The organism is Novosphingobium rhizosphaerae, assembly GCF_050920675.1.
Taxonomy (GTDB): domain Bacteria; phylum Pseudomonadota; class Alphaproteobacteria; order Sphingomonadales; family Sphingomonadaceae; genus Novosphingobium; species Novosphingobium rhizosphaerae.
This window is the reverse complement of record NZ_CP137861.1, coordinates 4,201,380-4,217,203: the sequence shown is the minus strand read 5'-3', so window position 1 is coordinate 4,217,203 and position 15,824 is coordinate 4,201,380. Positions and strand designations below refer to the sequence as shown.

Annotated in this window: 18 protein-coding genes and 1 tRNA gene; 15 read left to right on the top strand and 4 right to left on the bottom strand. The window is 65.2% G+C overall.

All coding sequences use genetic code 11. The features are described 5' to 3' along the window. The first annotated feature begins 18 nt into the window (after positions 1 to 18). Both lon and R9J51_RS19210 read left to right on the top strand, forming a co-directional pair. Positions 19 to 2,430, top strand: a complete 2,412-nt coding sequence (gene lon / locus R9J51_RS19215; RefSeq protein WP_179505410.1) for an endopeptidase La — start codon at positions 19 to 21, stop codon at positions 2,428 to 2,430. A gap of 217 nt (positions 2,431 to 2,647) precedes the next feature. Beyond that, entirely contained in the window at positions 2,648 to 2,920 is a 273-nt protein-coding gene (locus tag R9J51_RS19210) for an HU family DNA-binding protein (protein WP_168556689.1), read from the top strand. A gap of 88 nt (positions 2,921 to 3,008) precedes the next feature. Here the strand turns inward: R9J51_RS19210 and rlmB are convergent, their stop codons facing one another. Next, positions 3,009 to 3,857: a 23S rRNA (guanosine(2251)-2'-O)-methyltransferase RlmB gene (rlmB, locus tag R9J51_RS19205; protein WP_169475938.1), complete on the bottom strand. Its 849-nt coding sequence runs from the start codon at positions 3,855 to 3,857 to the stop codon at positions 3,009 to 3,011. 189 nt (positions 3,858 to 4,046) lie between these two features. Here rlmB and R9J51_RS19200 point away from each other — a divergent pair. Together R9J51_RS19200 and R9J51_RS19195 are read left to right on the top strand one after the other, a co-directional pair. After that, positions 4,047 to 4,132: transfer RNA gene (locus R9J51_RS19200), tRNA-Tyr, on the top strand. 284 nt (positions 4,133 to 4,416) lie between these two features. Then, positions 4,417 to 4,713: a hypothetical protein gene (locus R9J51_RS19195; protein ID WP_179505409.1), complete on the top strand. Its 297-nt coding sequence runs from the start codon at positions 4,417 to 4,419 to the stop codon at positions 4,711 to 4,713. Between the two features lie 55 nt (positions 4,714 to 4,768). On the opposite strand, the gene R9J51_RS19190 is transcribed toward R9J51_RS19195, so the two are convergent. Continuing rightward, positions 4,769 to 5,017 (bottom strand): ogr/Delta-like zinc finger family protein, encoded by a 249-nt coding sequence (locus R9J51_RS19190; protein WP_210425693.1) that lies wholly within the window; start codon positions 5,015 to 5,017, stop codon positions 4,769 to 4,771. 107 nt (positions 5,018 to 5,124) lie between these two features. Between R9J51_RS19190 and R9J51_RS19185 the strand changes: the two genes are divergently transcribed. Continuing rightward, positions 5,125 to 5,784 (top strand): XRE family transcriptional regulator, encoded by a 660-nt coding sequence (locus R9J51_RS19185; RefSeq protein WP_168556692.1) that lies wholly within the window; start codon positions 5,125 to 5,127, stop codon positions 5,782 to 5,784. Here R9J51_RS19185 and R9J51_RS19180 read toward each other — a convergent pair. Beyond that, positions 5,766 to 6,062 (bottom strand): hypothetical protein, encoded by a 297-nt coding sequence (locus R9J51_RS19180; protein WP_179505408.1) that lies wholly within the window; start codon positions 6,060 to 6,062, stop codon positions 5,766 to 5,768. The genes R9J51_RS19185 and R9J51_RS19180 overlap by 19 nt on opposite strands. A 218-nt stretch (positions 6,063 to 6,280) precedes the next feature. Between R9J51_RS19180 and R9J51_RS19175 the strand changes: the two genes are divergently transcribed. Both R9J51_RS19175 and R9J51_RS19170 read left to right on the top strand, forming a co-directional pair. After that, on the top strand, positions 6,281 to 7,030 hold the full coding sequence (locus R9J51_RS19175) for a phosphatidylserine decarboxylase (RefSeq protein WP_168556694.1): 750 nt from the start codon (positions 6,281 to 6,283) through the stop codon (positions 7,028 to 7,030). 5 nt (positions 7,031 to 7,035) lie between these two features. Further along, positions 7,036 to 7,827 carry a CDP-alcohol phosphatidyltransferase family protein gene (locus R9J51_RS19170; RefSeq protein ID WP_168556993.1) on the top strand — a complete coding sequence of 264 codons (792 nt, stop codon included), beginning with the start codon at positions 7,036 to 7,038 and terminating at the stop codon, positions 7,825 to 7,827. Here R9J51_RS19170 and R9J51_RS19165 read toward each other — a convergent pair. Next, a complete protein-coding gene (locus R9J51_RS19165; protein WP_179505407.1) occupies positions 7,799 to 8,125 on the bottom strand; it encodes a hypothetical protein in 327 nt (108 codons plus the stop codon). The genes R9J51_RS19170 and R9J51_RS19165 overlap by 29 nt on opposite strands. A gap of 511 nt (positions 8,126 to 8,636) precedes the next feature. Here R9J51_RS19165 and rpsB point away from each other — a divergent pair. From rpsB to rseP, 8 genes are all read left to right on the top strand, one after another. Next, a complete protein-coding gene (gene rpsB, locus R9J51_RS19160) occupies positions 8,637 to 9,392 on the top strand; it encodes a 30S ribosomal protein S2 (protein ID WP_168556696.1) in 756 nt (251 codons plus the stop codon). A gap of 124 nt (positions 9,393 to 9,516) precedes the next feature. After that, on the top strand, positions 9,517 to 10,461 hold the full coding sequence (gene tsf, locus R9J51_RS19155; protein ID WP_168556697.1) for a translation elongation factor Ts: 945 nt from the start codon (positions 9,517 to 9,519) through the stop codon (positions 10,459 to 10,461). Positions 10,462 to 10,698: 237 nt separating this feature from the next. After that, on the top strand, positions 10,699 to 11,424 hold the full coding sequence (gene pyrH, locus R9J51_RS19150) for a UMP kinase (protein ID WP_168556698.1): 726 nt from the start codon (positions 10,699 to 10,701) through the stop codon (positions 11,422 to 11,424). A gap of 3 nt (positions 11,425 to 11,427) precedes the next feature. Continuing rightward, positions 11,428 to 11,985: a ribosome recycling factor gene (frr, locus tag R9J51_RS19145; RefSeq protein WP_168556699.1), complete on the top strand. Its 558-nt coding sequence runs from the start codon at positions 11,428 to 11,430 to the stop codon at positions 11,983 to 11,985. A gap of 80 nt (positions 11,986 to 12,065) precedes the next feature. Beyond that, positions 12,066 to 12,710 (top strand): polyprenyl diphosphate synthase, encoded by a 645-nt coding sequence (gene uppS / locus R9J51_RS19140; protein WP_179506565.1) that lies wholly within the window; start codon positions 12,066 to 12,068, stop codon positions 12,708 to 12,710. Beyond that, on the top strand, positions 12,697 to 13,458 hold the full coding sequence (locus R9J51_RS19135) for a phosphatidate cytidylyltransferase (RefSeq protein ID WP_432787679.1): 762 nt from the start codon (positions 12,697 to 12,699) through the stop codon (positions 13,456 to 13,458). The genes uppS and R9J51_RS19135 overlap by 14 nt, the downstream gene beginning before the upstream one ends. After that, positions 13,455 to 14,618 carry a 1-deoxy-D-xylulose-5-phosphate reductoisomerase gene (locus tag R9J51_RS19130; RefSeq protein ID WP_179505405.1) on the top strand — a complete coding sequence of 388 codons (1,164 nt, stop codon included), beginning with the start codon at positions 13,455 to 13,457 and terminating at the stop codon, positions 14,616 to 14,618. The genes R9J51_RS19135 and R9J51_RS19130 overlap by 4 nt, the downstream gene beginning before the upstream one ends. Further along, positions 14,615 to 15,763, top strand: a complete 1,149-nt coding sequence (gene rseP, locus R9J51_RS19125; RefSeq protein ID WP_179505404.1) for an RIP metalloprotease RseP — start codon at positions 14,615 to 14,617, stop codon at positions 15,761 to 15,763. Before R9J51_RS19130 ends, rseP begins: the two co-directional genes overlap by 4 nt. The last annotated feature ends 61 nt before the right edge of the window (positions 15,764 to 15,824 follow it).

Below are 15,824 nucleotides of genomic sequence, written 5' to 3'. Positions count from 1 at the left end.
GGACGGACATTTGCACTTATGACTTTGTATCCCCTGCTTCCGTTGCGCGACATCGTGGTGTTTCCCGGTATGGTCGTGCCTCTGTTTGTCGGCCGCGAAAAGTCGGTCGCCGCGCTCGAAGCCGCCATGGCGGGCTCGAAAGACATTTTCCTGCTGGCCCAGCTCGATCCCGGCTGCGACGATCCCGATCGCGACGATCTCTATGAAACCGGTGTGATCGCCAGCGTGCTTCAGCTGCTCAAGCTGCCCGATGGCACGGTGCGCGTGCTTGTCGAAGGGCACCATCGTGCCCAGCTTGAAGCGCTCAACCCGCAGAGCACCAGCCACGGCGATATGCTGATGGCCGAGGTGGCGCAGATCGATCCCGAAGTCGTTTCCGGCACCGAAGTGTCGGCCATGATGCGCTCGGTCGTCGATCAGTTCGCCGAATATGCCAAGCTTTCCAAAAAGCTGCCGCAGGATGCCGGGCAGCAGCTGGGCGATATCGAGGATGCCGGCAAGCTCGCCGATGCCGTGGCGGCCAACCTGGCGGCCAAGGTGGCCGACAAGCAGGCCGTGCTTTCGGAAACCGACGCGCTCAAGCGGCTGGAAATGGTGCTTTCCTTCATGGAAGGCGAACTGGGCGTGCTCCAGGTGGAGCGCAAGATCCGTGGCCGCGTGAAGCGCCAGATGGAAAAGACCCAGCGCGAATATTACCTCAACGAACAGTTGAAGGCGATCCAGTCCGAACTGGGCGGCGGCGATGGCGAGGAAGCCAACGAAGTCCAGGAACTGCAGGACAAGATCGACAATCTCAAGCTGTCGAAGGAAGCCCGCGCCAAGGCCAATGCCGAGCTCAAGAAGCTCAAGACCATGCAGCCGATGAGCGCGGAAGCCACGGTCATCCGCAACTACCTCGACGTGCTGCTGGGCCTGCCCTGGGGCAAGCGCTCCAAGCTCAAGAAGGACATCCCGGGCGCCCAGGCGATCCTGGATGCCGATCACTACGCGCTCGACAAGGTCAAGGATCGCATCGTCGAATACCTGGCCGTGCAGGCGCGCACCAACAAGCTCAAGGGACCGATCCTGTGCCTCGTCGGCCCGCCGGGCGTGGGCAAGACCTCGCTGGGCAAGTCGATTGCCAAGGCCACCGGCCGCCAGTTCATCCGCCAGTCGCTCGGCGGCGTGCGCGACGAGGCCGAGATTCGCGGGCACCGGCGCACCTACATCGGCTCGCTGCCGGGCAAGATCGTCACCAACCTGCGCAAGGCTGGTGCGTCCAACCCGCTGTTCCTGCTCGATGAAATCGACAAGCTTGGCCAGGATTTCCGCGGCGATCCGGCCTCGGCGCTGCTCGAAGTGCTCGATCCCGAACAGAATGCCAAGTTCCAGGACCACTACCTGGAGCTGGACATCGATTTGTCCGACGTGATGTTTGTGTGCACGGCCAACAGCCTCAACCTGCCGCAGCCGCTGCTCGACCGCATGGAGATCATCCGCCTCGAAGGCTATACCGAGGATGAGAAGGTCCAGATTGCCGAACGCCACCTGGTGAGCAAGCAGGTGGAGGCGCACGGATTGCGCAAGGGCGAATTCACGCTCGAGCAGGACGCGCTGCGCGATCTGATCCGCTATTACACGCGGGAAGCCGGGGTGCGTACGCTGGAACGGGAAATTGCCCGCCTGGCCCGCAAGTCGCTGCGCAAGATCCTGGAAGGCCAGGAAAAGAGCGTCACCATTACGCCGGAAAACCTCGACGAGTTCGCCGGCGTGCGCAAGTTCCGCCATGGCGTATCGGACGAGGAAAACCAGGTCGGCGCCGTCACCGGCCTCGCCTGGACCGAAGTGGGTGGCGAACTGCTGACGATCGAAAGCGTGACGGTGCCCGGCAAGGGTGCGGTGCGCACGACCGGCAAGCTGGGCGAAGTGATGAGCGAAAGCGTCCAGATGGCGTTCAGCTTCGTCAAGGCGCGCAGCCCGGCCTATGGCATCAAGCCTTCGATCTTCCAGCGCAAGGACCTGCACATCCACTTGCCCGAAGGCGCCGTGCCCAAGGATGGGCCAAGCGCGGGCATCGGCATGGTCACGGCCATGGTCTCGACGCTCACCGGCATTCCCGTGCGGGCCGACGTGGCGATGACCGGCGAAGTGACGTTGCGCGGCCGCGTGCTGGCCATCGGCGGGCTCAAGGAAAAGCTGCTGGCGGCCCTGCGTGGCGGCATCAAGACGGTGCTGATCCCCGAAGAGAACCGCAAGGATCTGGCCGAAATCCCGGCCAACATCCGCGAGGGCCTCGATATCGTACCGGTCAGCCATGTCGATGAAGTGCTCTCGCGCGCCCTTGTCGGCCCGGTGGAAGCGATCGAGTGGACCGAAGCCGACGATCTGGCGACCCAGCCAGCGGCTGCACCACTGCCCGGCAGCGCTCCGGCGGCGCCCACCGCGCACTGATCGCAGCCGTTGCTTACCGTAGTTTGACGGGAGCCACGCGCAACATCGTTGCGCGTGGCTTTTGTCTGCCCGCCAAGTCCGCCGTTTTCGGGGATAAATCTAGCGTTTGCCGCGTATTTGCCTTTGACAGCGGTTTTTTTCTCGGCTCTTTTCCGCGCACCCGAAATCACGATTTTCCAACGCTTACTGTCCCATAAAGAGGTAGGGGGTTCCGCACATGAACAAGAACGATCTGATCAGCGCCGTCGCCGATGTGAGCGGCCTGTCGAAGAGCGATACGATCAAGGCCGTGGAGGCAGTGTTCGAATCGATCACCGGCGCCCTGTCCAAGGGTGAAGAAGTGCGACTGGTCGGTTTTGGCACGTTCTCGGTGGCCAAGCGCAAGGCGTCCACCGGCCGCAACCCCCGCACGGGCGAACCGATGTCGATCAAGGCGTCGGCGCAGCCCAAGTTCAAGGCGGGCAAGGGCCTCAAGGACGCGGTCAACTGATCGCATCGCGCGGCATGCCGCAGAAAAAAGGGCCGCGTCGCATGCCGACGCGGCCCTTTTTTGTGGGAAAATATAATTGGATGTGGGGTCAGTCTTCCTCCACCTCGCGCGTGGCGGCGGCATAGAGCGCGATGGCCGCCGCGTTCGACACGTTGAGGCTTTCGATCGCGCCGCTGATCGGCAGGCGGGCCAGGGCATCGCAATGCTGCATCACATTGTGGCGCATGCCTTCGCCTTCCGCGCCCAGCACCAGGGCGACCGGGCCGCTCGGCAGGGCATGGGGAAACGCCGCGTCGCCTTCGCCATCAAGCCCGATTCGCCAATAGCCGGCGTCGGCAATCAGTTCGAGCGCACGGGCCAGGTTCACGACCCGCACCCAGGGCACCACTTCCAGCGCGCCCGATGCGGACTTGGCCAGCGTGCCCGACTCGGGCGGAGCGTGGCGATCCTGGGTGATCAGCGCCGCCACATCGAACGCAGCGCACGAGCGCAGGATGGCGCCGACATTGTGCGGGTCGGTCACCTGGTCGAGCAGCACCAGCGTGCGTCCCTCGGCCTCTTCCAGCACGTCGTCCAGCGCCACGTCGTCCAGCGGCAGGCATTCCAGCACCAGGCCCTGGTGCGGCGCGTCACGTGCCACCAGGCGCGCCAGGTCGACGGCCTGGGCGTATTCCACCGGCAGGTCGCGCGGCAGTTCCGCGTCATGGTCGTCCAGCATCTCCTGGATCGCCTCGCGCGTGCCCCACAGCTTCTTGGCGGTGCGGTTGGGATTGGTCAGCGCCGCTTCCACCGCATGGCGGCCCCACAGCCGCACCGTTCCGGTGCTGCCCCGGCCCGATCCCCGGCCGCCCTGGTTGCGCCCGGCCCGGCCGCGCAGGGAGCGGCCTTTCTTGCCGGCATCGCGGCGGTTGTCTTGGTCATCATCGTGGCGGGGCATTGCGAACACCTGTGCATAAAAATCGAAAACTGCATCGCCCTTAGCCAGCCCCCCCATTGACAGGCAAGCGATGGTTCGCCAAAGGGCCTCTCACTCGGCCGGACGGACCGGATCGCTTGCAGCGAAACGGCCCATTCAAACGCGGGAAACCCTTGAAAAAGGCGCTCCTCGCACCGGCAAATCTGGTGTGGACAGGTGGCCGAGTGGTTAAAGGCAGCAGACTGTAAATCTGCCCGCGCAAGCGTACGCTAGTTCGAATCTAGCCCTGTCCACCACCAGTGCTCTCTGATCATCATGACGATGTTTACGGCTCCCCCGCGCACCTCGAGCGCTCGGGGGCTTGGCGCGTCGCGTCCATGCCATGGCAAGCTTCACCAGCGTCGCCAACGCCTCGTCGCCCGCTCCACCCACAGCCTATGAAGCCAGCACTTTACCTCAATTGGATGATTGTTAACTTTAGTAAATTGTCCTAAGGAAGTGTCGGAAAATCATGACAAACATCCGGTGATGCCCGGCCGATCGAAGCCGGGCGGGCCTCACCTCCAGTCTTGAGGTGACGATGGACAGAAACTGGACCGAACTGGCCTGGCTCGAGTGGACACCGCCCGAGGATGCCATTGCCCCACGTGCCAAGGGCTTCCAACGCATCGGCAGCGTCCGCCCCGAGGCTCTGGCCAAGATCATGCTGATGCTCCTGCGCTGGGAAACGGAAGATCGGAGCATCTTCCGGGTCGTGACCGAGAGCGGGGCGATCATTGCCGGAAACGAAGTGGAATCCTTCGCGCGAGAGCCTGGCTTTCCTTTCCGCATCCCGGCGCCGGCCGGCAACGTCGAAGCCCTGCCGATCAGGGGCTGATCCTGGCCTTGGGCTCGTTCTTCGAAATTTGCAGGCCGGCCAGCCAGGCGGTGGCTTATGCGCCTGAGCGTGCCGGCCGTTGCGGCAAGGTCACGCGCGGATCGGGCGTGGCGCTGGGCACCAGGCCATAATCGTATGTCTCGCTGGCTTTCCAGGTGTGGCCACACGCCACGTTGCTGCACTGGTAATAGATTTCCCGATGGGTGTCGGTGACCGGACGGCTGGACCGCCGTTGGCCGGGCGTGTGGCAATGCGGGCAGCGCAGGCGTCCCGTGCGGGCCTCGCTGGAGCAGGTGGGAGGCATGGGTGGAATCTCCATTTGTATCGACTAAGCTATAATAGCATTGTCTATATCTGGATCAATAGACAAACGTATTGATATTTTATAGTTAAAGCTATAGATCCATCGCCATGACATTGGGCGATCGCATTGCCGCGCGAATCAGCGCACTGGGCCTGTCGCAGGCAGAATTGGCGCGTCGTGTCGGGATTTCGCAGCCCAGCGTGAATCATCTGATCCGCAAAGGTGCGCAGGGGTCCCGCCATCTCCACGCCATCGCCCGCGCGCTGGAAACCAGCGTGGAATATCTCACGGGTGAAACCGACGAGGTTGCCGCCGACGGGCCACGCCTGCCTTCGGTGGCGGTGGTGGCACATGAAATGGGCCTGGTGCCGGTGCGGGAAGTGGATCTGGCGATCGGCTTGGGGGCGGCCTATCTCGACCAGCCGATTGCCGATGTGCAGCGCATGTTTCCGCGCGAATGGCTCGATCTCTACACGCGCGCGCCGGCCGAAAGCCTGATCATCGCGCGCGGATCGGGGGACAGCATGATCCCCACGATCCTGGACAACGATCTGCTGCTCATCGACACGACCCAGAACACGCCCCGCCTGGCAGATCAGGTTTGGGCCGTGAGCTACTGCGGGTTGGGCTGCGTCAAGCGGTTGCGGCCCAGCCAGGACGGCGGCTGGCTGCTGATGGCAGACAATCCTGCGATCACGCCGATCACTGCTTATGATGGCGAAGTGCACGTGCTGGGCCGCGTCGTCGCTTATTTCCGCAAGATGTAGCGAACGGTAGCGCGGGCCACCCGGCGAAATCCGGCGAGCGCCAGCATCATGGCGATCAGTGGTGAGGCCAGCGGCGCGGCGCCCTGCTGCATGGCTGCGATCGTAGCCAGCGTGGCAAAGGCAGGCAGGGCGAGGCATTCGCGCCAGACATGGCGCCAGATCGGGCGATGGCCCGGGCCGGGGACAATCCGGTTGGCCAGGCGGGCGAGCACGATCGATGCGGCGGCGGCCAGGCTGAACAGCCAGATGGGCCAGAATGGATAGGGGAAGGGCAGCATGGCGTGGGCTCTTTCGGTTCAGGGGCTTGCCCATCATGGGGCCCGGCCATAGCACTCCATTTTTGGCAATTAAGCGACGGATGGGCGTTGTAGAACAATGGTTTACAACGATATAGCGGCAGCCAAGGCCATGGCGCCGGTCGATCCGTGAGCGCGCTTGGTGGGTGGCTGCGTGCCACACGCTTGCCGCGCGGCGCGCCAGCGCCTAGACCGGCGCCATGCCTGGTGACATTTTTGACAATCGCGGACGCGGCAATGCCGGTTGGTCCTGGCCCTCCATCCATCCCGAAGGGCGCAAGTTTGGCGCCATTGCCGGGGCCATCGCGCTGATCGCTGCCGTGTTCGGTGGCAGCATCGTGGCCTGGCCGCTGGTGTTCCTCACGCTTGGCGTGCTGGCGTTCTTCCGCGATCCGGTGCGAGTCACGCCGCGTGACGATCGCTTTGTCGTGGCGCCGGCCGATGGCCTGATCACGCTGATCCAGAAGGTTGCGCCCCCGCGCGAGCTTTCCGCCGACGATGGCAGCGGGCAGCCTGCGATGGACCCCACGCCGGTCACCCGCGTGTCGATCTTCATGTCGGTGTTCGACGTGCACGTGAACCGTTCGCCGATCGGCGGCACGATTCGCCGCGTGGTCTATATTCCCGGCAAGTTCCTCAACGCCGATCTCGACAAGGCGAGCGAAGAGAACGAGCGCCAGCATTTTCTGGTCGAACGCAGCGACGGCGTGAAGATCGGCTTTACCCAGATCGCTGGCCTGGTGGCGCGCCGCATCGTGCCTTTCGTCAAGGGCGGAGACATCGTGGCCGTGGGCCAGCGCGTGGGCCTGATTCGCTTTGGCAGCCGGGTCGATGTCTATCTGCCCGTCGGCACCGAGCCCAAGGTGCTGATCGGCCAGCGCGTGGTCGCCGGTGAAACCGTCCTGGCCGAAATCGGCGACGCTCCGCTGATCGAGGGCATCAGCCAGTGACACCCTTGGGGGATGAGGAAGCGTTTTCCGGTGAGGATTTCGGGCGCCATCGCCTGCCACGCGGGCTGACCCTGCGTGGGTTGGTGCCCAACGCGATTACGTCGGCCGCGCTGTGTTGCGGGTTGACCGGCATCCGCTTTGCGATCGGCGGCGATTTTCGCGGCGCTGTCCTGGCGGTGATCCTGGCCGGGATGCTCGATGGCATCGATGGCCGCGTGGCGCGGCTGATGAAGGCGCAATCGCGCTTTGGCGCCGAGTTGGACAGCCTGTCCGACGCGATCTCGTTCGGTGTCGCGCCGGCGCTCATCCTCTATCTGTGGTCGTTGCAGCAGATGCCGCGCTTTGGCTGGTTTGCGGCCCTTGCGCTCGCGGTGTGCTGCGCGCTGCGCCTGGCGCGCTTCAACGCGCGCATCGACATGGAAGAGCAGCCACATAAGTCCGCCGGGTTTCTCACCGGTGTTCCGGCACCAGCCGGGGCGGGGCTTTCGTTCCTGCCACTCTATCTGTGGATTGCCAGCGGCCGGGACGAGTTGCGCCATCCCGTGTTCGTGGCGGCCTGGGCGGCGCTGATCGCGTTCATGATGATTTCCAACATGGCAACGCCGGGCTGGTCTTCATTCCGTCCGCGCAAGACCATTCGCCTGGAATTGATCGCGCTGACCGGTCTGGTCTTTGCCGCGCTGTTGACCGAACCCTGGTTGACCCTGGTGGGGATTTGCGCGCTTTACCTGGCGCTCATCCCCTTGGGCGTGGTGCGCTATGCCCGCCTCAAGCGGCAGCGCGGCGCGGTCCAGTAACCACCGGTTGGGGCGCCGCCCGCGGCGCCACGCGGCGGACATTGCGAACCACGGGACGCAGGGCAGGGGCCGGATCGGCCGCAGCCGGATCAAGGGCGGCCGGATCGGCCATCGGGCATTCGACGAGGCGCGCCAAAAAGGCGCGATCGAGGTCGAGCGCGTCGGCCTGTTCGAGTGCGCGCGCATCGGCAAGAAGCTGGCGGATGGCACCAAGCTGCCCGCGCCAGGTGGCCGCAACGGCAACCAGGGCTGCAACGCCGGCGCCGGCAATGACGAGCGAAGCGAGAGTGGCGAGCATGGCAAAAGCCTTTCCGAAGACAAGAGGGCGGGCGGCCAATCCGGGCAACCTGTGACCGAGACTTGACAGCAAGCGCTTGTGTTGTGGATAACTCGATCGTTCCTGAACGGTTCCTCTTGGCCCCGTTGACGTCCTGAATGTTCCACTTTTGTTCCAGCGCGTCAACTGGAATTTCAAGCACCTTTGTGCGCATCCTAAGTATTTGTGCTTAGATCGAAAATCGAGGAATCTGCGTCGGAACCGCCGTGAATTCCCGTCGATCGGGCCGCGATCAGCCGTGGTTGCGGTGCGCCGGGCGGCCGTTATCCACGCGAATCACTGCTAAGGGTATTTCCGGTGGCAAAGTCTGGTGGTGCGCGCTATGGGCCGCGCAGCCCAGCGATGATTCGCGGCATTCCGCCGCCTTCATGACAGCCGGGCCAGTCCACATGGGGCGCGCACATACCGGTGCCAGCTGCGGGTTCTCCGCGCGGTTCCAGCGCTCCAGAGGTGAAACCGGAAGGAAATGACTATGGCGGCTCCCGTCGTCACCATGCAGCAACTGATCGAGGCTGGCGCCCACTTCGGCCACCAGACCCACCGCTGGAACCCGCGGATGAAGCCGTACATCTTCGGCGCCCGCAACGGCATCCACATCCTCGACCTGTCGCAGACCGTTCCGCTGATGTCGCGCGCGCTCGAATTCATCTCTGCCACGGTCCAGGCCGGCGGCAAGGTGCTGTTCGTGGGCACCAAGCGCCAGGCGCAGGAACCGATCGCCCAGGCCGCGCGCGCTTCGGGCCAGCACTATGTCAACCATCGCTGGCTGGGCGGCATGCTCACCAACTGGAAGACCATCTCGGGCTCGATCAAGCGCTTCAAGGCGCTGGAAGAACAGCTTTCGGGTGACACCACCGGTCTCACCAAGAAGGAAGTCCTCCAGCTCACCCGCGAACGCGACAAGTTCGAACTGTCGCTCGGCGGCATCCGCGACATGGGCGGCATCCCCGACGTGATGTTCGTGATCGACGCCAACAAGGAAGAACTGGCGATCAAGGAAGCCAACGTCCTGGGTATCCCGGTCGTTGCCATCCTCGACTCGAACGTGTCGCCCGAAGGCATCGCGTTCCCGATCCCGGCCAACGACGACGCCAGCCGCGCCATCCGCCTCTACTGCGAAGCCGTGGCCGCTGCAGCGACCAAGGGTGGCCGTGACGCCGCCTATGCCGCGGGCGTGGACCTGGGCGCGCTGGACGAACCGGTTGCCGAAGAAGCCATCGAAGGCTGATCGGCATCCGGCATGACGGCGGCGGCGCCGCAAACGGCGCCGTCACCGAATTGTCCCGTTTCATGAAGTAGGGCCGCGGCGCGTGCAGCCGCGGCCGCACCGTTTCAGACAAAGGACCAACGCGATGGCTTACACCGCCGCTGACGTGAAGAACCTGCGCGAGCGCACCGGCGCCGGCATGATGGACTGCAAGAAGGCCCTGGACGAAGCCGGCGGCGATTTCGAAGCCGCTGTCGACGCGCTGCGCGCCAAGGGCCTGGCTGCCGCTGCCAAGAAGTCCAGCCGCACCGCGGCCGAGGGCCTGGTTGGCGTGGCCGTTTCGGGCACCAAGGGCGTGGCCGTCGAAGTCAACTCGGAAACCGACTTCGTCGCCAAGAACGACCAGTTCCAGGACTTCGTCCGCAAGTCGACCGAAGTGGCGCTGGAAACCGGCGCGGCTGACGTGGAAGCGCTCAAGGCTGCTGCCTATCCCGACGGCGGCACCGTGGCCGACAAGCTGACCAACAACGTTGCCACCATCGGTGAAAACCAGCAGCTGCGCCGCATCAAGCACGTGGCCGTGACCAACGGCATCGTCGTGCCCTACATGCACAACGCCGCGGCCACCAACCTGGGCAAGATCGGCGTGCTCGTCGCGCTCGAATCCGAAGCTGGCGCCGATGTGCTGGAGCCGCTCGGCAAGCAGATCGCGATGCACATCGCTGCTGCCTTCCCGCAGGCGCTTTCGGCCGAAGACCTCGATCCGACCGTGCTTGAGCGCGAGCGCAAGATCGCCCTGGAAAAGGCGACCGAAGAAGCTGCCAAGAGCGGCAAGGAAATCCCGGCAGAAATCCTGGCCAAGCGCGCTGACGGCGCCGTGGCCAAGTATGCCAAGGAAAACGCCCTGCTTTCGCAGCTGTTCGTGATGGACGGCAAGACCCCGATCTCGCAGGTCGTCGACGCTGCTGGCAAGGCTGCCGGCGCCAAGATCGCCCTGGTCGACTACGTCCGCTTCCAGCTGGGCGAAGGCATCGAGAAGGAAGAAACCGACTTCGCCGCCGAAGTGGCGGCTGCAGCTGGCCTCAAGTAAGCATTGCTTGGCATGCGTCCCCGCGCAACCGGGGCCTGGCCTTGTTCATGAACAAGCCGCCGGCCCCTGTTGCAGCGGGGACGTTTGCGTTCATCAGCCGCTAAACCGCACCCGCGCCCTTGGCACGGCCGATGCGCTGCGTATAAGGGCGCGAACCAAGGGTGGTGGGGGCCGCCGGCTCACGTCAGCACGCCCGCCATCCATTCCTGCCCCGTAGTTGCGAGACCCGAACGCCCCATGACCAGCCCTGCAAAGTTCAAGCGCATCCTGCTCAAGCTTTCGGGCGAAGTGCTGATGGGCAACCAGCAGTTCGGCATCGACACCGATTTCGTTGCGGCGCTGGCGGCCGAAGTGAAGGCTGCCAAGGAAACAGGCCTGGAAATCTGCCTCGTCATCGGCGGCGGCAACATCTTTCGCGGCATGGCCGGCGCTGCCAAGGGCATGGACCGCGCCCAGGCCGATTACATGGGCATGCTCGCCACGGTGATGAACGCGCTGGCCATGCAGTCTGCCCTGGAAAAGCTGGGGGTTGATACCCGCGTGCAATCGGCGGTGCAGATGGACCAGGTGTGCGAGCCGGTGATCCGTCGCCGCGCCGAGCGGCACCTGGCCAAGGGCCGCGTGGTGATCTTTGCCGCAGGCGTGGGCGCCCCCTATTTCACCACCGATTCCGGCGCTGCCCTGCGCGCCGCCGAAATGCAGTGCGATGCCCTGTTCAAGGGCACCAGCGTGGACGGCGTCTATAACGCCGATCCCAAGAAAGACCCGGCGGCCAAGCGCTTTGACACCATCGACTATGACACGGTGTTGGCGCACAATCTTCAGGTGATGGACGCCTCGGCCGTGGCACTGTGCCGCGACAACAACATTCCCATCGTCGTGTTCTCGATCCGCGAGCAGGGCAATCTCGCCCGCGTGCTGGCTGGCGAGGGCACGCAGACCACCGTTCGGAAGGAAGCCTGATCCATGGCAAAGTATGACAAGGGCGATCTGGAGCGCCGCATGAAAGGTGCGGTCGAAGCGCTCAAGGGCGATCTGGCCGGCCTGCGCACCGGCCGTGCCAATGTCGCGTTGCTCGATCCCGTCACGGTCGAAGTCTATGGCAGCCACATGCCGCTCAACCAGCTGGCCACCGTTTCCGCGCCCGAACCGCGCCTGCTTTCGGTGCAGGTGTGGGATCGCTCCAACGTGGGCCCGGTGGAAAAGGCGATCCGTTCGGCGGGCCTGGGCCTCAACCCGATCAACGACGGCAACAACCTGCGCCTGCCGATTCCCGATCTGACCGAGGAGCGCCGCAAGGAACTGGCCAAGCTGGCCAGCAAGTATGCCGAAGGCGCGCGCATTGCCGTGCGCAACGTGCGCCGCGATGGCATGGAAGCCCTGAAGGCCGACGAAGCCAAGAAGGAAATTTCGGAAGACGAGCGCAAGCGTCTGGAAACCGAAGTCCAGAAGCTGACCGACGAGACGATCAAGGCGCTGGACGAAGCGGCCGCGCAAAAGGAAAAGGAAATCCTGGGCAAGTGAGCGCCGCGCCGGTTCCCGTGCCGCAGGTTCGCGACGCCGGGGGCGATGCTGCCCCCGTGGCCCGTCACGTTGCCATCATCATGGATGGCAACGGGCGCTGGGCCAAGAAGCGATTCATGCCCCGTGTGTTTGGCCACAAGCGCGGCGTGGAAGCGGTGCGTGCAGCCGTGCGCGCAGCGGGAGACCTGGGCCTGGAAGCGTTGACGCTCTATGCGTTCAGTTCGGAAAACTGGAAGCGCCCGGCCGAGGAAATCTCGGATCTCATGGGCTTGCTGCGCACGTTCATCCGCAGCGACATCGACGAGATCGATCGCAACGGCGTGCGCCTCAAGATCATCGGTGATTATCGTGCGCTCGCGCCCGACCTGGTCGAACTGATCGATGCGGCGCTGGCGCGCACCGCCGGCAACACCCGCCTGACGCTGGCGATCGCGCTGAACTATGGATCGCAGCAGGAAATCGCCCGTGCTGCCGCCCGCGCCGCCGCCAAGGGCGAGATCACGCCCGAAACCATCGCGGCCGAGCTCGATACGGCAGACCTGCCGCCGCTCGACCTGCTGATCCGCACGTCGGGCGAAGTGCGCCTGTCGAATTTCCTGCTGTGGCAGGCGGCCTATGCCGAAATGGTGTTCACGCCCGTGTTGTGGCCCGATTTTACCCCCGAACACTTGCGTGAGGCGCTGGACCAGTTTGCCGAGCGGGAGCGGCGCTTTGGCGGGCGCTGATCCGCAAGGCGCGTCCGATCCGGCGCCCTCTGCTGCGGCCGTGCCTGCCAAACGGTCGGACCTGCCGGTGCGCGTGGCATCGGCGGTGGTCATGCTGGCAGTGGCCGGGCTTGCCGTGTGGCGGGGCGGCGTGGCGCTCGACGCGTTCATCGCGCTGGTCGGCCTTGTCGTGTTTGGCGAATACGTGCGTCTGGTTTCGCGCATCGCGCCCGATCCCGCGCGCATGGGCGCTGCCGTTATCACCGGCGCTGTCTACGTCGGGTGGGGGGCGCTGGCGCTGATCGTGATGCCCACGCCGCTGCTCGTCGCCGTCATGGGCCTCGTCATCTGCACCGACACTGGCGCCTATTTCACCGGCCGGGCGCTGGGCGGCCCCAAGATCGCCCCGCGCATCAGTCCGTCCAAGACCTGGGCGGGGCTGGCTGGCGGCATGGCGGCGGCGGGGCTGTGGACCGGCCTGTTCACGCTGGGCGGTGCCTGGCTGATCAGCGGCATCGGTCCCACCGGGCCAAGCCTGGCAGAAGCATTGCATATCGCCAACCTGGGCGTGGCGGCGCTTGCCGGCGCGGCGCTTGCGGTGGCCGCGCAAGCGGGCGATTTCTACGAATCGTGGCTCAAGCGGCGGGCAGGGGTCAAGGATTCCTCGCGCCTCATTCCGGGCCACGGCGGCTTTTTCGATCGCGTCGATGGCCTGCTGCCGGTGGCGATCATCGTCGGCACGGCCTGGGCGCTGGGTGCACCGGCATGACCGCGCAACGCACGATCACCGTCCTGGGGGCCACCGGCTCGATCGGCGCTTCCACGCTCGATCTGGTGCGGCGCAATCCGTCGGCTTTTCGGGTGGAGGCACTGACAGCCCACGCCCAAGTGGCCGAACTGGCGGCCCTGGCCCGTGAATTCTCGGCCAGGCTCGCGGTCGTGGCCGATCCCGCCCGTCTCGAAGACTTGCGCGCCGCGCTAGCCGGCTCGGGCGTGGAAGCCGCCGCCGGGCCCGCCGCGCTGGTAGAGGCTGCGGCGCGCGGGGCTGATATCACCGTGGCGGCGATCGTGGGCTGTGCCGGCCTTGCCCCCACCATGGCTGCGATCGAATGCGGCCGGATCGTGGCCCTCGCCAACAAGGAAGCGCTGGTTTCGGCAGGCGAGGTGATGACCGCCGCCGTCGCGCGCAGCGGCGCCACGCTGCTGCCGGTCGATTCGGAACACAACGCGATCTTCCAGTGCCTGGCGGGCAATGCTGCGCAGCATGTGCGGATGATCACGCTCACCGCCAGCGGTGGCCCGTTCCGCGATTGGGCGGCCGATCGCCTGGTCGATGCCACGCCCGCGCAGGCGGTCAAGCATCCCAACTGGTCGATGGGCGCCAAGATCAGCGTCGATTCGGCCACGATGATGAACAAGGGCCTCGAATTCATCGAGGCGTTCCATCTCTTCCCCGTGGGCGTGGAGCGGTTGCGTATCCTGGTGCATCCGCAATCGATCGTTCATTCGATGGTCGAATACCGCGATGGTTCCACCCTGGCACAACTCGGCCCGTCGGACATGCGCGTGCCGATCGCTTCGTGCCTCGCTTGGCCCGAACGCATGGATACGCCCTGCACGCCGCTGGATCTGGCCGAGATCGGGGAACTGACGTTTCGCAAGCCCGACGAGCAGCGCTTTCCTGCCACGCGCCTGGCGCGCGAAGCGGTGATCGCCGGGGGAGGCGCGCCGGCAGTGCTCAATGCCGCCAACGAAATTGCGGTGGCTGCATTCCTGGCTGGTAAGATCGGGTTCACCAGGATCGTGGCATGTGTCGAAGCGGTCCTGGACCGTGGACTGCCCCCGCCACCGGCATCGCTGGCGGATGTGATCGCGGTTGACCAGGAAGCCCGCTTGCGCGCACATGAGTGCATGGAGCCCGTTCGTTGATGCACACTCCCGGCCTATTGACCAGTTTCCTGGCCTTCGTGCTCGTGCTGGGGCCGCTCGTTTTCCTGCACGAGTTGGGACACTATCTGGTCGGGCGCTGGTGCGGGGTAAAGGCTGACGTCTTTTCCATCGGCTTTGGTCGCGAACTCATCGGCTGGACCGACAAGCGCGGCACGCGCTGGAAGCTCTCGCTGCTGCCGCTGGGCGGCTACGTCCAGTTCGCCGGCGACATGAGCCCGACGAGCAAGCCGACCGCCGAATGGCTGGCACTGCCGGCCAGCGAGCGCAACCGCACGTTCCAGGCCAAGCCGCTGTGGCAGCGCGCCTTGATCGTGCTGGCAGGCCCGGTCACCAACCTGCTCGTCGCGCTGGCCATCCTTTCCGGCTTTACCATGGCCTATGGCAAGCTGGTCGCCGCGCCGGTGGTGGGCGTGGTGCAGCCGGGCTCCGTGGCGGAAAAGGCCGGCATTCGGGTGGGTGACCGGATCGTGGCGATGCGCGGTGGCGCGGTCGATACCTTCGTCGATGTGAAGATGACCGTCGCGCAGCACCCGGGCGAAGCGCTCGATATGGTGGTTGACCGCGGCGGCAAGCGCCAGGCGCTGCCCATCGTGGCTGCCACCCGCACCGATGCGGATCGCTTTGGCAACGTGCAGAAGATCGGCTTCATCGGGATCGGCCCGGCCAGCGTGCAAGTGGTTCGCGTGGGCCCGCTCGAGGCCGTGGCCGATGGCGCGCGGCAGATGCGCGGCATTGTCGATACGATGGTGACCGGCATTGCCCAGATCGTTACCGGGCGGCGCGAAGTGAAGGAACTGGGCGGGCCGATCAAGATCGCCAAGTACTCGGGCGAGCAACTTGTTTCGGGCTGGCAGCCCTTCGTGTTCTTCGTGGCGCTGATCTCGATTAATCTGGGATTCATCAACCTGTTGCCAATCCCGGTGCTGGACGGGGGGCATCTGGCCTTCTACCTGGCAGAGGCGGTGCGCCGCCGGCCGGTCAGTGCGCGCGGCCAGGAATGGGCGTTTCGCACCGGGCTGGCGCTGGTGGTGGCCCTGATGCTGATCGTTACGGTCAACGATGTCGCCTCGCTCGACCTGTTCGGTGCGCATGGCCTGTTTGGAGCAAAGGTTTTCGGCGGCTGATCCGTTGGATCTGCGCCACGTTGGCGCCACGTGATCGGCCACAAGCCGGGCAGGGGGCCCG

What these genes read in the sequence shown, in the direction of transcription:
- lon (WP_179505410.1), top strand. Translation starts at nt 19, where the DNA reads ATGACTTTGTATCCCCTGCTTCCGTTGCGCGACATCGTGGTGTTTCCC.
- R9J51_RS19210 (WP_168556689.1), top strand. Translation starts at nt 2,648, where the DNA reads ATGAACAAGAACGATCTGATCAGCGCCGTCGCCGATGTGAGCGGCCTG.
- rlmB (WP_169475938.1), bottom strand. Translation starts at nt 3,857, where the DNA reads ATGCCCCGCCACGATGATGACCAAGACAACCGCCGCGATGCCGGCAAG.
- R9J51_RS19195 (WP_179505409.1), top strand. Translation starts at nt 4,417, where the DNA reads ATGGACAGAAACTGGACCGAACTGGCCTGGCTCGAGTGGACACCGCCC.
- R9J51_RS19190 (WP_210425693.1), bottom strand. Translation starts at nt 5,017, where the DNA reads ATGCCTCCCACCTGCTCCAGCGAGGCCCGCACGGGACGCCTGCGCTGC.
- R9J51_RS19185 (WP_168556692.1), top strand. Translation starts at nt 5,125, where the DNA reads ATGACATTGGGCGATCGCATTGCCGCGCGAATCAGCGCACTGGGCCTG.
- R9J51_RS19180 (WP_179505408.1), bottom strand. Translation starts at nt 6,062, where the DNA reads ATGCTGCCCTTCCCCTATCCATTCTGGCCCATCTGGCTGTTCAGCCTG.
- R9J51_RS19175 (WP_168556694.1), top strand. Translation starts at nt 6,281, where the DNA reads ATGCCTGGTGACATTTTTGACAATCGCGGACGCGGCAATGCCGGTTGG.
- R9J51_RS19165 (WP_179505407.1), bottom strand. Translation starts at nt 8,125, where the DNA reads ATGCTCGCCACTCTCGCTTCGCTCGTCATTGCCGGCGCCGGCGTTGCA.
- rpsB (WP_168556696.1), top strand. Translation starts at nt 8,637, where the DNA reads ATGGCGGCTCCCGTCGTCACCATGCAGCAACTGATCGAGGCTGGCGCC.
- tsf (WP_168556697.1), top strand. Translation starts at nt 9,517, where the DNA reads ATGGCTTACACCGCCGCTGACGTGAAGAACCTGCGCGAGCGCACCGGC.
- pyrH (WP_168556698.1), top strand. Translation starts at nt 10,699, where the DNA reads ATGACCAGCCCTGCAAAGTTCAAGCGCATCCTGCTCAAGCTTTCGGGC.
- frr (WP_168556699.1), top strand. Translation starts at nt 11,428, where the DNA reads ATGGCAAAGTATGACAAGGGCGATCTGGAGCGCCGCATGAAAGGTGCG.
- uppS (WP_179506565.1), top strand. Translation starts at nt 12,066, where the DNA reads ATGGATGGCAACGGGCGCTGGGCCAAGAAGCGATTCATGCCCCGTGTG.
- R9J51_RS19130 (WP_179505405.1), top strand. Translation starts at nt 13,455, where the DNA reads ATGACCGCGCAACGCACGATCACCGTCCTGGGGGCCACCGGCTCGATC.